This is a genomic window from Sphingomonas psychrotolerans, assembly GCF_002796605.1.
GTDB lineage: Bacteria > Pseudomonadota > Alphaproteobacteria > Sphingomonadales > Sphingomonadaceae > Sphingomonas > Sphingomonas psychrotolerans.
Map to the genome: position 1 here is coordinate 1,814,021 of NZ_CP024923.1, position 11,419 is coordinate 1,825,439.

Here is an 11,419-nt window from a genome sequence, read left to right on the forward strand (position 1 = left end):
GCCTCGCTGAAGGGACCTTTTTTTGACGAGGATGCCCCCGGTGGCGAAGACCAGTCCCCTCGAATTCATGCGCCAGGTGCGCGCCGAGACCGCAAAGGTCGTGTGGCCGAGCCGCCGTGAGACGATCATGACCGGCGTCATGGTGCTGATCATGGCGACTCTGCTCGGCATCTTCTTCCTCGGCGTCGATTCGTTCTTCGATTTCGTCGTCCGTTCGCTCCTCCGTCTGGCCCAGTAAGGAATACGACACGCATGGCGCGCTGGTACATCATCCACGCCTATTCGGGCTTCGAGGGCAAGGTCCGCGACCAGATCCTCGCCGACGCGACCCGTCTGGGTCTCGACCGTCTGGTCGAGGCGGTCGAAGTCCCGACCGAGACCGTCACCGAGGTTCGCCGCGGCAAAAAGATCCAGTCCGAGCGCAAGTTCTTCCCGGGCTATGTGCTCGCCAAGCTCGAGATGAACGACGACGTCTATCACCTCGTCAAGAACACGCCGAAGGTGACCGGATTCCTCGGATCGTCGGGCAAGCCCCAGCCGATCACCGAGGCCGAGGCCGCACGCATCCTCAACACCAAGGAAGAGGCTGCCTCCGCGGCGCCCAAGGCGCGCGTCCATGTCGACTATGACATCGGCGACACGGTCAAGGTCACCTCGGGCAATTTCGCGACCTTCTCGGGGATCGTCGAGGAGCTCGATTTCGACAAGAGCCGGGTCAAGGTCTCGATCTCGATCTTCGGCCGCGCCACGCCACTGGAGCTGGGTTTCGAGGATGTCGAACGGGTGAAGTAAGCGGGTCCAATATGGTCCTGCTTGAGGGTTCTCGAAAGGCCGGCGCGGAAACGCTCCGGCCTTTTTATTTGCCTCCGGTCAACTTTCCGCAACGTACAGGCACCGTTGAGGACAAGGCATTTGCGTTTCGTCGTGCTTTGGGTTAGGGGCGCGCCCTTCCAAAGCTATAGCAATGGAGACCCTGCGGGAGGACGCCTCGGCGTCCGTCTGAACCGCTAAACTTGATCGGGGCCCGCTTGGGCTCCCTGAAAGAGAGTGACATGGCAAAGAAGATTACCGGCTATATCAAGCTGCAGGTGCCCGCCGGCGCCGCAAACCCGTCTCCGCCGATCGGCCCCGCGCTGGGTCAGCGCGGCGTCAACATCATGGAATTCTGCAAGGCGTTCAACGCCCAGACCGGCGACACGGAAAAGGGCACCCCCCTTCCCACCGTGATCACCGTCTATGCGGACCGTTCGTTCTCGTTCGAGACCAAGACCCCGCCCGCGACCTATCTGCTCAAGAAGGCCGCGAACCTGAAGTCGGGCTCGAAGGAGCCGGGCAAGATTTCGGCGGGAACCATCAAGCGCTCGGCCGTCCAGGCGGTTGCCGAAGCGAAGATGAAGGACCTGAACGCCAACGACATCGAGGCGGCAACGAAGATCATTGAAGGCTCCGCTCGCGCGATGGGCCTCCAGGTTGTGGAGGGCTGAGACCATGGCAAAGCTGACCAAGAAGCAGAAGACCTGGACTGTCGAAGCCGACAAGCTCCACGGCGTCGATGAGGCGATCGCGATCGTCAAGGCGAACGCGACCTCGAAGTTCGACGAGACCGTCGAAATCGCACTCAACCTCGGCGTCGATCCGCGTCACGCCGACCAGATGGTCCGCGGCGTCGTCACGCTGCCCAAGGGCACCGGCAAGGACGTCCGTGTGGGTGTTTTCGCCCGCGGCGCCAAGGCCGACGAAGCCACTGCCGCCGGTGCGGACGTGGTGGGTGCCGAGGATCTGATGGAAGCGATCCAGGGCGGCAAGATCGATTTCGACCGCTGCATCGCCACCCCCGACATGATGGGTCTGGTCGGCCGTCTCGGCAAGGTGCTCGGCCCCAAGGGCCTGATGCCGAACCCGAAGCTCGGCACCGTGACGATGAACGTCGGCGAGGCGGTCAAGGCCGCCAAGGGCGGTCAGGTCGAGTATCGCGTCGAGAAGGCGGGCATCATCCATTCGGGGATCGGCAAGGTGTCGTTCCCGGCGGAAGACCTGCGCGCGAACTTCGACGCGCTGGTCGACGCAGTGATCAAGGCCAAGCCGGCCGGCGCCAAGGGCAAGTATCTGCGCAAGGTCGCGCTGAGCTCGTCGATGGGCCCGGGCGTCAAGGTCGACGCCGCGGAAATCGCCGCGGTCTGATTTTGCGACAAACCGATAAGAAGCGGGCCGGGGGAAACCTCGGCCCTTTTCGTATCCGCGCGGAAATTTCCGTAATGGCGTCGGCACGTCGATCCGCCTATCGGCTGGACGATGCAGGCACGCTGTGACCATTTCGAATTCTGACGGAACGCACGGCGCCGCCGGCGGCGAACAGCCGCGCCCGCAGCGCAAGAATCTGATGCTGGCGGCGACGATCGAGTGCGACGGCACGCGAGCGCAGGTGCGCATTCGCAATCTCTCCGAAACCGGCGCGATGCTCGACGGCGCGACGCTCCCCAATTCCGGTGCGGCGCTCACGCTGGTGCGCGCCGAGATCACCGTCGGGGCGACGGTGGTCTGGCGCGAAGGCGGCCGCTGCGGCATCCACTTCGATTCGGTTGCCGCGACGGTGGACGAGTGGATCACCGGTAGGCGCCCGCCGAGCTTCCACGGCAAACTTGGTCAGGCGCGGGTCGATGCGATCCAGAGCGAAGTCCGCGCGGGCGCGGCACTGCCCGCCGAAGCTGCGCCCCCGCCGGCAGGTGCCCTGAGCGCGAAAGCGCTCGAGCAGCGCGTCGCCGAGGAGGTCATTCACGTTCAGCGGCTGATCGACGCCCTTGGCGAGGAATTGGTCGAGGACCCGGCGATGCTCCAGCGCCATTTGCGCGTGCTCCAGAATCTCGACCGCGCCAGCCAGATCCTCGAGCATCTCGGCAATGTACTCGGCGCGCCCGATCGGGTGGCGGCAGCGCAAGGCATCGCGATGCAGGATCTGCGCGAACGGCTGCTGCGCAAACCAAACTTCTGAAGCTACGGCACGGCAGCGAATTGGCAAAAATCCTCCTCGCGAAGCGGGGGAGGCGTCACGCGCAGCGTAACGGAGGGGCCTGTCCGCCAGTACGTCGCTCGCAGCACGCCCCCCTCACCCCTTTCGTGGCCCTCCCCGCTTCGCGAGGGAAGAATTGGAACCGGCAGACGATGCCAGGCAAGCGGCGGACCAGAGCTGCCCACCGCGTTTTCGTCAACCACAGTTGACAGTCCATTCCGTCAACCTTAGTTGACACTCATGGCCCCAGTCGACCTCCCCTCCCCTGATGATCCCGAAGCCGCTTTGGCCGCGGTGCTCGCGCTGCGCCGGCTTGCCGACGGACTCGAACGTCGCGCGGTGCGTGCGGCGCTCGCCGCCGACTGGAGTTGGGCGGACGTCGCCGAGGCGCTGGGGGTGACCCGTCAGGCCGCGCACAAGCGGCTGGCCCATCTCATTGCCAAGGGAGACCAATGATGTTTCAAGCACTTCGCCGCCGCGCGCGCGACATGGCAGGCATCGCCGCGCTTTGCCGGGCGGCCGAGGCAGTGGCGCGCACCGAAGGCCTCGCCGAGCCCGATGCCGAACATTTCCTGCTCGCCTCGCTCGACATGCCCGACGGCAGCGCCGCCCGCGCCTGGGCTGCGCTCGGGCAAAGCCGTGAGACGCTGCACGCGGCAATCGCCGGGCAATATGCCGAGGCGCTGGCTTCGATCGGCGTGGATGCCGACGCTACCGGCGATGTCGATCCACTGCCGGAGGATGTTCCTGCGGGGCTGTTCAACGCCTCGGGCTCGGCTCAGGCGCTGCTGCAGGCGATGGCTGCCAACAAGACGTCGGGCGGGCCGTTCAGGGCAGTCGAGGTGTTCACCGCCGCCGCGACACTGCGCCATGGCGTGGTGCCGCGCGCGCTTCGGCGGCTGGGGATCGCCCCCGAACAGCTTGCCGCTTTGGGCTGAGCCCCCTCAGGCGCCGTAGAATTGCGGCAACCAGTTGCGCGTGACCGTCACGCGATCGCCGAGCTTGGCGGCGCGGAACAGCAACGCGGCGAACTCGTCGGGCAGTCCGATGCAGCCATGCGTCGCGTAGCGATTGTCGACCGTATCGCCGCTGCCGTGGAGCGCGACGCCGTCCCAGGTCAGCCGCATCATATAGGGCATCGGCGCATTGTAGAGGTTGGAGATGTGATCCTTCTTCTTCTGCAGGATCGGGAAGGATCCCAGCGGCGTCGGCTTCTCGTCCACGCCGTAGATCAGGATGGTCCGGCCGATCTCGACTCCGCCGCGATAGACGTAGAGCGTGTCGCGCGCGACGTCGGCGACGATCTCGAGCTTGCCCGCGGCGGCGCGCTCGGGCTCCCAGAGATATTCGCCTTCCTCGAGCGGGCTGTCGGGGGTCAGGATCGCGAGGACGATCGGGCCCTTGGGTGCGACGGCCGCGGCCGCGGCCGCATCGGCAGGTATCAGCAGCGACGCGAGGAGGAGCAGGAGCAGGCTGCGGAGCATGAGTCGAGTCTTCATGCGCGACGATATTGCTGGCGAAACGCCCGCTGGCTAGCATGGTTTTTGGACTGTTCCGCAGGGGCACAGCTCGGCATGTCGTTAAGCATGCGATCGCAGGGCCAAAGGGAGAGCGGATTTGCGGCTGAACCGGCGAAGCTTCCTCGGCGCGACGCTGGCGGCGGGGCATGCCCCGCTGCTCGCGCAGGAACCCATGATCGCGCCGACCAGCGGCTGGGCCAGCGCCCGGGGCGGCACCGGCGGGCAAGTGCTGCGCGTGACCAGCCTCGCCTCGGATGGGCCGGGCAGTTTGCGCGCGGCGCTGGCAGTGAAAGGACCGCGGCAGATCGTCTTCGCGGTCGGCGGCGTGATCGACCTGCGCCGCGACAGCCTGTCGATCCGCGAGCCGTTCGTGACGATCGACGGCGAGAGCGCCCCGCCCCCGGGGATCACGCTGATCCGCGGCGGGATCGGAATTTCGACGCACGACGTGGTGATCCGCCATATCCGGGTGCGCGCCGGGGCCGACGGCGCGCCGTCCAAAAGCGGCTGGGAAGTCGACGGGCTGTCGACCAGCGCCGCGCACGACGTGATCGTCGATCATTGCTCGTTCGCCTGGGCGACCGACGAGAATCTCTCCGCCTCGGGTCCGCGCTTCGCCGGCGGCGACACTGTGGAAGCCTGGCGCCAGCACACCTCGCGGCGGATCAGCTTCACCAACAACATCGTCGCCGAGGGCCTGTCGCATTCGAGCCACGCCAAGGGCGAGCATTCCAAGGGGTCGCTGATCCACGACAATGTCACGCAAGTGCTGATCGCCGGTAATCTCTATGCGCATAATTACGAGCGCAACCAGTTGTTCAAGGGCGGCGCGCAGGCAGTGACGGTGAACAATCTGATCTACAATCCCGGCAATCGCTGCATGCATTATGCGCTCAACGAAGAGGAGTGGCTCGGCCACCAGTGGACGGTCGGACGGCTGGCGATCGTCGGCAATGTGGTGCGCGGCGGTCCGTCGACGCGCAAGGACCTGCCGTTTCTGATCCTTGAGGGACAAGGCGATCTCGAGCTCCATGCCCGCGACAATCTGTGTACCCACGCCGATGGGCGGGCGATGGCGCCACTGGGAATGATCTCGAACCGGAACCCCAGGGTGATCGCCCTGCCCCGTCCACCATTCTGGCCGGCCGGCCTGCCGGCATGGCCGTCCGGGGAGGTCGAAGATCGGGTGCTGGCCGATGCCGGCGCGCGGCCGTGGCAGCGCGACGCCGTCGATCGGCGGATCGTCACCGAGGTACGCGGGGGCAAGGGTCGGGTGATCGACGACGAGCGGGACGTAGGCGGGTATCCGGGCTAGCCCTGTTTCGTCGATCGGTCAGCCCCGGCGCTGATGCGCCGAGTGTCCCTACCGGTTGACTCCGCCCTGCATTTCGTTATGTGCGCGCCTTCGCAGATGGGGCTTGCCTCGTCTGCGTTCCGTCCGAGACAGCGAGTGACCGGGATTTGCCGGTCTTGATTTCTCGCCAAGACGGGGACAGATTTTTTACCGACACGGCCCGCCTTGCGCGGAGCGTTCGGGTCACGCCGGGGAAGCCCCTGGCCGCGACGATCGTGCCCCTCGGACAATTTGTAACCGGAGCCCCCGATTGGGTGCTTCATAACGAGGAGACCGGCATGGATCGTTCCCAGAAGGCTGATGCCGTTGCCGAGCTGAATCGCACCTTCAACGAGGTCGGCGTGGTGGTTGTCACCCGCAATCTCGGGATGACCGTCAAGCAATCGACGGACCTCCGCAACAAGATGCGCGCAGCCGGTGCGAGCTACAAGGTCTCGAAGAACAAGCTTGCCAAGATTGCCGCAGAGGGCACCGATTATGCGGTGCTCGCGGACCTGCTCACGGGTCCGACGGCGCTCGCCACCTCCGCCGATCCCGTGGCTGCGGCCAAGATCGCGGTGGAATTCTCCAAGACGAACGACAAGCTCGAAATCGTCGGCGGAGCAATGGGCGCGCAGCTGCTCGATGCGGAAGGCGTGAAGGCGCTCGCGACGCTGCCGTCGCTGGATGAACTTCGTGGGAAGATCGTGGGGCTCATCGTGGCACCTGCGACCAAGCTCGCCATTCTCACCCAGGCACCGGCCGCGCAGATCGCGCGTGTTCTTTCGGCATATGCGGAGAAGGAAGCCGCGTAAGCGGACCTTATTCGAGACCTGTTCCCTACACATCTGATTTAATTGGAGTTTATCATGGCTGACCTTAACGCACTTGTTGACCAGCTTTCCGAGCTGACCGTTCTCGAAGCCGCCGAGCTCTCGAAGCTTCTCGAAGAGAAGTGGGGCGTTTCGGCCGCTGCTGCGGTTGCAGCACCTGCCGCTGGCGGCGCCGGCGCCGCGGCTGCGGCCGTCGAAGAGAAGACCGAGTTCGACGTGATCCTCACCGGCGACGGTGGCAAGAAGATCAACGTCATCAAGGAAGTCCGCGCTCTCACCGGCCTCGGTCTGACCGAAGCCAAGACGCTCGTTGAATCGGCTCCCAAGGCCATCAAGGAAGGCGTCAACAAGGAAGAGGCCGACAAGATCAAGAAGCAGATCGAGGAAGCCGGCGGCACCGTCGAGATCAAGTAAGCTTCTTCTGCTTCACGGCAGAGAACGAAAGGGCGGCCCCTCGGGGCCGCCCTTTTTCGTTGCGGCATGGCTGCGCGGCTCGACCCGATGGAACCCTGCTTCACGTCATGCGTAACCTTGCGGCTGCGTAACGAGTGGAGAAAAGGGAATGCGGGATTTTCAACGGGCGGCGTTTCTGATCGTGGCCTCGGCGGCGGTGTTCGCCGCCCTGCCTGCACAGGCGCAAACCGAGTTTACCGGCGCGGGGGAGACGTCGGAACTCGATTGCGACGGGGGCAGCGTCACGATCGAGGGCGCGAGCAATGTTCTGACCATCACCGGCGCATGCACCAGCCTCCGGCTCATGGGAGCGAGCAATCGCATCACGATCGATCTGGGCAAGGTTTCCACAATTCGCGTCGAGGGCGCGGACAATGAAATTCGCTGGCGGGCACCCGGTACCGCCAAACCGCGTCTCAATGTCGTCGGGGCGGCCAACCGGATTTCGCGCCTGCGCTAGGCAGGCTGGCCCGCGGCCACGGCGCGCTGTCCGCTTCGTTTCGATGGCCGGTCCTCGTCCGATTTAGCCCCGAAGGATCGGGCGACAAACGCTTTCTTGCCCGCAAGCCTTGCCGCGGAGGCGGCATCCGGGGATGAGGGCGGATCGATTCGCACGCCTCGCGCTCGCCTGACAGGAACTCGCATGCCCTCCGGACTTGTAGCTCTGCTCGACGACATCGCCGGGATCACCAAGCTCGCCGCGGCGTCGCTCGACGATGTCGGCGCCGCCGCGGGCAAGGCCGGGAGCAAGGCGATCGGCGTGGTGATCGACGATACCGCGGTCACGCCCCGCTATGTCGTCGGGCTCAGCCCCGAGCGCGAATTGCCGATCATCTTCAAGATCGCAATGGGATCGCTGCGCAACAAGCTGCTCATCCTGCTGCCCGCGGCGCTGCTGCTGAGCGCCTTCGCGCCCTGGGCGATCACGCCGCTGCTGATGCTGGGCGGCGCGTTCCTGTGCTTCGAGGGCGCCGAGAAGGTGCTCGAGGCGCTCGGCATAGGCGGCCATGAAGAAGTCGAGGAAGCGCCGATGGAGGCGGCGCATCTCGAGCAATCCAAGGTCAGCGGTGCGATCCGCACCGATCTGATCCTGTCGGCGGAGATCATGGCGATCGCGCTGGCCGACATCGAGAAATCGTCGATCGTCCACCAGGGCGTGATCCTTGCGGTTGTCGGAATCGGCATCACGATCGGCGTCTATGGCGTGGTCGGTCTGATCGTGAAGATGGACGATATCGGGCTCCACCTCGCCGAGCGTCGCGCCGCCACGACCCGCGCGATCGGCCGCGGTCTGGTGCGCGGCATGCCGGTGCTGATGGAGACGCTGTCGATCGTCGGCACCGCGGCGATGATCTGGGTCGGCGGCGGTATCCTCGTCCACGGGCTCGACGTGCTCGGCGTCCACGAGCCCGCAGGCTCGATCCACCATGCCGCCGAAGCGGTGACCCATGCCAGCGGCGCGCTGGGCGGCTTCACCGGCTGGCTGGTCACCGCGGCCGCCTCAGGCGTGTTCGGGCTCGTGATCGGCGGGGCTATCGCCTTGGCTCTGCATCAGATCCACAAGCTGCGGCACTGAGCCGCCAGCGGCTCAGGCTGCGACCGCCTGACGCGGGAGGTAGCGCGTCGCGCTCAGTTGGCTCGCCTGCTGGTTGCGATCCAGCCAGATCGGGCCGAGCTTGCCGCCCTGCCCCGGCGTGCCGATCATGAAATCCATGCCGAAGCGGCGGATGCTGATCCCCGCGCGCCATTTGAGTTCGACCATCACCATCGGCACGAACATCGGCCGGCCATGGACCTGGACGACATGGATCAGTTCGCGCGGGAGCGCGAGCCGCACCGGCATCCGCCCGCCCGCGCCGGCGGCGAGATCGAACGGGGTGCCGGCCGAATCGGCCAACGGATTGGCGTGATAGCCGGCGATGTTGCGATCCTGATCGGGATTGGCGCTCATCATCGCCATCAGCACGCGGATATTCTCGGCGGCGGAGGACTGGGAGTTACCGACCAGCAGTTCGAAATCGAGCACCACCTCGCGCTCGGTGACTTCGATGCGGCCGGGGTGAAGCAGAATTTCGAAGGGCTCGCCGGAGGGCGCCGCGGGCGGCGGCGGGGGCGAGATACCGGGCGGCGGCGCAACCGGGCGCGCAGGCATAGCGGGAGCTGGAACAGGCAGCGGCGCAGCGGCGGGAGCTTCGTATGGCTCCGCATCCTCCACGGCACGGCGTCGGCGCCGCAACATCCAGATGCCGCCAAAGGCCAGCGCGGTGGCGCCGGCGCCGACCAGTGCCCATAGCCAGCCCGGGATGCCCGGCGGCGACGACGTCACCGCTTCGGGCAAGGGCTGGGGTGACGGTGCCGCGACTGGCGGGATCGCGGCAGCGGTGGCGACCGGGCTGGGCACCGTCGCCGGAGTCGGCGTCGCCACGGGGGCCGGTGCAGGCTGGCCCAACGAAGCTCTCGTTGTCGATGAAGCCGGCGTCGAACGGGCTGGAGCCGTCGCCCGCGGCGTCGCCGTCGCGGTGGGGATCGGGACCGCTATCGGCGGCGGCGCGACGACAGGGCTCGGCGTGGGCGTTGCCGCGGGGGGCGCCAAGGTGAAGCGCTCGGGCGCCACATTGGGCAGCGTGGTGCTCGGGCGCGCCTGCGACGGCAGGGGAACCGGAGTCGGCGTGGTCTGCTGCGCATGCGCAGCGCCGGCCGTCCCCGCCACCACGGCGATGCCGAACAAACCGCCGATCCGATGTTTCCCGCGCTTCACCACTATCTCTCTACTGCCTCCAACGTGAATTACAGCTGCACGCGCCGCCTTTTAGCGGCCATCCACCGCAGGTGAAGCATTTCTCAACGGATCAGGGCCTGATAATCGTCGCCGATCTGCGGCAGCATTAGCCGCGCCGCGAGCGCACTGAGCGCGATCAATGCCAGCCCCGCCAGTGCGATCCACGCGCGGCGCTTCGGCAACGGTTCGGTGACGAGCAGGATCGCCGACAGCCACGCCGCGAGCATCGACCAGAGATGGTAGCGCCAATCGCTCGCGATGCTGACGAAGAGGAAGCTCAGCTCCATCGCCGTCGCCGACAATGCCAGCGGCACTGCCAGCCCGTGCGCGGCACTTTGGGCCGGCCGCGCCAGCGCAAGCACTGCCAGGGCCACACCCAGCGCGAGAATCGGAGCGCCGGCTGGGCTGTTGGCCAGCCAGCCGGCAAAGCGGTTATAGACCACCAATTGCCGTCCCGGCGAACCGAGCGCGAGTCGGTTTGGCAAGGATTGCGCCTGCGGCACTGCCTGCGGAAAGTGCCACGGGACGAACCAGCGTGTCGTGGCGTTCCAATGCGCGAACCGGTGCGAAAGATAGGACCCCGGATGTTCGCCGATCGCGCGCGCCCACGCCGAGAATATCTCCCGGCGCGGGCGGCCGGCGAGACCGCGCTGGATGAAGTCGCAGCGTTTGCCGATCGAGAATATGTCCCACAGCACCGACGAATGGCAGCGCTTGGCCTCGATCCGGCGCCACGTCGTCGTCGGGAGCAGCGGCACCGCCTCGGGACCGGCACGATGGGCGATGCCGGCGATATCGAAGAGTGGCTGGGTCGCCTCGACGTCGCTCGGCTCTGCCCCGAACAGGCCGTGATTGATCATCGGGGAAAGCGCGAGCACAGCGAGTGTCGTGGCGCCAATCAGCACGAACCGCCGGCGCCAGTCACGCCATCGCCATGGCGCGAACAGCCCCACCGCGAGCGGAGCCACGGCAAAGATCGCGTTTGAGCGGACGAGCGCCGCATAGCCGAGCAACAGGACGAGCGCCGCCGTCCCGGACCAGCCGAGCGGCCTCCCCTGCAACCGCTTCCACGCGACCAGCCCGGTTGCGCAGAGCAACGCGGCCGCCATCTGGCCGTCCTTGACCACCAGCGCCTGCCAGCCGAGCAGCGGCGGCCACAACCCGAGCGCGAATACGCCTAAGGCCGCCTTCCGCGCGCCGCTGCGGGCAAGTGCCGCCGCGACCAGGCCCAGGCCGATCCAGTAGAACAGGGTCTGCAGCGCGAACATCGGCGCCTGCCCCGTCCAGCCCAGTCGATAGAAGACCGTCCAGAGCCGCGCCATCGCCGGCGGGTGCCAGTCATAATAGGCGCCCGACACGACCTGCTGATATTGCGCCACGCTGTCATAGTGCGCGACGCCCGGCCAGAAGAATGCCAGCACCGTGGCGCAGAGCGAGGTTGCCGCGAACCCGAACCATCCCGCCGGAGACAGGGTTCGCATCAGGCCTGCGCCT

Annotated in this window: 16 protein-coding genes; 13 read left to right on the plus strand and 3 right to left on the minus strand. The window is 66.5% G+C overall.

What is annotated here, in order from left to right:
* Positions 1-40: 40 nt before the first annotated feature.
* The 7 genes from secE to CVN68_RS08300 all read left to right on the plus strand — a co-directional run bounded on the left by secE (position 41) and on the right by CVN68_RS08300 (position 3,945).
* Entirely contained in the window at positions 41-238 is a 198-nt protein-coding gene (secE, locus tag CVN68_RS08270; RefSeq protein WP_100281775.1) for a preprotein translocase subunit SecE, read from the plus strand.
* A 14-nt stretch (positions 239-252) separates the two neighbouring features.
* Positions 253-792, plus strand: a complete 540-nt coding sequence (nusG, locus tag CVN68_RS08275; RefSeq protein WP_100281776.1) for a transcription termination/antitermination protein NusG — start codon at positions 253-255, stop codon at positions 790-792.
* 260 nt (positions 793-1,052) lie between these two features.
* Positions 1,053-1,484: a 50S ribosomal protein L11 gene (gene rplK / locus CVN68_RS08280; protein ID WP_100281777.1), complete on the plus strand. Its 432-nt coding sequence runs from the start codon at positions 1,053-1,055 to the stop codon at positions 1,482-1,484.
* A gap of 4 nt (positions 1,485-1,488) precedes the next feature.
* A complete protein-coding gene (gene rplA / locus CVN68_RS08285; RefSeq protein ID WP_100281778.1) occupies positions 1,489-2,181 on the plus strand; it encodes a 50S ribosomal protein L1 in 693 nt (230 codons plus the stop codon).
* Positions 2,182-2,305: 124 nt separating this feature from the next.
* Positions 2,306-2,989: a PilZ domain-containing protein gene (locus CVN68_RS08290; RefSeq protein WP_100281779.1), complete on the plus strand. Its 684-nt coding sequence runs from the start codon at positions 2,306-2,308 to the stop codon at positions 2,987-2,989.
* 258 nt (positions 2,990-3,247) lie between these two features.
* Positions 3,248-3,463, plus strand: a complete 216-nt coding sequence (locus CVN68_RS08295; RefSeq protein ID WP_100281780.1) for a MarR family transcriptional regulator — start codon at positions 3,248-3,250, stop codon at positions 3,461-3,463.
* Positions 3,463-3,945 (plus strand): Clp protease N-terminal domain-containing protein, encoded by a 483-nt coding sequence (locus tag CVN68_RS08300; protein WP_100281781.1) that lies wholly within the window; start codon positions 3,463-3,465, stop codon positions 3,943-3,945. The genes CVN68_RS08295 and CVN68_RS08300 overlap by 1 nt, the downstream gene beginning before the upstream one ends.
* A gap of 6 nt (positions 3,946-3,951) precedes the next feature.
* Here CVN68_RS08300 and CVN68_RS08305 read toward each other — a convergent pair whose 3' ends face one another.
* Positions 3,952-4,506 (minus strand): L,D-transpeptidase family protein, encoded by a 555-nt coding sequence (locus CVN68_RS08305; protein WP_233503638.1) that lies wholly within the window; start codon positions 4,504-4,506, stop codon positions 3,952-3,954.
* A 118-nt stretch (positions 4,507-4,624) separates the two neighbouring features.
* On the opposite strand from CVN68_RS08305, the gene CVN68_RS08310 reads away from it, so the two are divergent.
* The 5 genes from CVN68_RS08310 to CVN68_RS08330 all read left to right on the plus strand — a co-directional run bounded on the left by CVN68_RS08310 (position 4,625) and on the right by CVN68_RS08330 (position 8,722).
* A complete protein-coding gene (locus CVN68_RS08310) occupies positions 4,625-5,842 on the plus strand; it encodes a pectate lyase family protein (RefSeq protein WP_100281783.1) in 1,218 nt (405 codons plus the stop codon).
* A 317-nt stretch (positions 5,843-6,159) separates the two neighbouring features.
* The gene (gene rplJ, locus CVN68_RS08315; protein ID WP_100281784.1) at positions 6,160-6,675 is read left to right on the plus strand and encodes a 50S ribosomal protein L10; all 516 of its coding nucleotides are present in this window, start codon (positions 6,160-6,162) and stop codon (positions 6,673-6,675) included.
* Positions 6,676-6,729: 54 nt separating this feature from the next.
* Positions 6,730-7,107: a 50S ribosomal protein L7/L12 gene (rplL, locus tag CVN68_RS08320; protein ID WP_100281785.1), complete on the plus strand. Its 378-nt coding sequence runs from the start codon at positions 6,730-6,732 to the stop codon at positions 7,105-7,107.
* A gap of 148 nt (positions 7,108-7,255) precedes the next feature.
* Positions 7,256-7,606: a DUF3060 domain-containing protein gene (locus CVN68_RS08325; RefSeq protein ID WP_100281786.1), complete on the plus strand. Its 351-nt coding sequence runs from the start codon at positions 7,256-7,258 to the stop codon at positions 7,604-7,606.
* 183 nt (positions 7,607-7,789) lie between these two features.
* The gene (locus CVN68_RS08330; RefSeq protein ID WP_100281787.1) at positions 7,790-8,722 is read left to right on the plus strand and encodes a DUF808 domain-containing protein; all 933 of its coding nucleotides are present in this window, start codon (positions 7,790-7,792) and stop codon (positions 8,720-8,722) included.
* Positions 8,723-8,734: 12 nt separating this feature from the next.
* Here CVN68_RS08330 and CVN68_RS08335 read toward each other — a convergent pair whose 3' ends face one another.
* The gene (locus tag CVN68_RS08335; RefSeq protein ID WP_158298794.1) at positions 8,735-9,298 is read right to left on the minus strand and encodes a hypothetical protein; all 564 of its coding nucleotides are present in this window, start codon (positions 9,296-9,298) and stop codon (positions 8,735-8,737) included.
* A gap of 91 nt (positions 9,299-9,389) precedes the next feature.
* Between CVN68_RS08335 and CVN68_RS08340 the strand changes: the two genes are divergently transcribed.
* Positions 9,390-9,932 carry a hypothetical protein gene (locus tag CVN68_RS08340; RefSeq protein WP_158298795.1) on the plus strand — a complete coding sequence of 181 codons (543 nt, stop codon included), beginning with the start codon at positions 9,390-9,392 and terminating at the stop codon, positions 9,930-9,932.
* Between the two features lie 55 nt (positions 9,933-9,987).
* On the opposite strand, the gene CVN68_RS08345 is transcribed toward CVN68_RS08340, so the two are convergent.
* Complete coding sequence (locus tag CVN68_RS08345) at positions 9,988-11,406, minus strand: hypothetical protein (protein ID WP_158298796.1); 1,419 nt, start codon at positions 11,404-11,406, stop codon at positions 9,988-9,990.
* Positions 11,407-11,419 lie beyond the last annotated feature (13 nt).

Bases quoted from the DNA above. Each gene is read 5' to 3' on its own strand.
- nusG (WP_100281776.1), top strand. From the start codon at position 253: ATGGCGCGCTGGTACATCATCCACGCCTATTCGGGCTTCGAGGGCAAG.
- rplK (WP_100281777.1), top strand. From the start codon at position 1,053: ATGGCAAAGAAGATTACCGGCTATATCAAGCTGCAGGTGCCCGCCGGC.
- rplA (WP_100281778.1), top strand. From the start codon at position 1,489: ATGGCAAAGCTGACCAAGAAGCAGAAGACCTGGACTGTCGAAGCCGAC.
- CVN68_RS08295 (WP_100281780.1), top strand. From the start codon at position 3,248: ATGGCCCCAGTCGACCTCCCCTCCCCTGATGATCCCGAAGCCGCTTTG.
- CVN68_RS08300 (WP_100281781.1), top strand. From the start codon at position 3,463: ATGTTTCAAGCACTTCGCCGCCGCGCGCGCGACATGGCAGGCATCGCC.
- CVN68_RS08305 (WP_233503638.1), bottom strand. From the start codon at position 4,506: ATGAAGACTCGACTCATGCTCCGCAGCCTGCTCCTGCTCCTCCTCGCG.
- rplJ (WP_100281784.1), top strand. From the start codon at position 6,160: ATGGATCGTTCCCAGAAGGCTGATGCCGTTGCCGAGCTGAATCGCACC.
- rplL (WP_100281785.1), top strand. From the start codon at position 6,730: ATGGCTGACCTTAACGCACTTGTTGACCAGCTTTCCGAGCTGACCGTT.
- CVN68_RS08325 (WP_100281786.1), top strand. From the start codon at position 7,256: ATGCGGGATTTTCAACGGGCGGCGTTTCTGATCGTGGCCTCGGCGGCG.
- CVN68_RS08330 (WP_100281787.1), top strand. From the start codon at position 7,790: ATGCCCTCCGGACTTGTAGCTCTGCTCGACGACATCGCCGGGATCACC.
- CVN68_RS08335 (WP_158298794.1), bottom strand. From the start codon at position 9,298: ATGCCTGCGCGCCCGGTTGCGCCGCCGCCCGGTATCTCGCCCCCGCCG.
- CVN68_RS08340 (WP_158298795.1), top strand. From the start codon at position 9,390: ATGCCGCCAAAGGCCAGCGCGGTGGCGCCGGCGCCGACCAGTGCCCAT.
- CVN68_RS08345 (WP_158298796.1), bottom strand. From the start codon at position 11,406: ATGCGAACCCTGTCTCCGGCGGGATGGTTCGGGTTCGCGGCAACCTCG.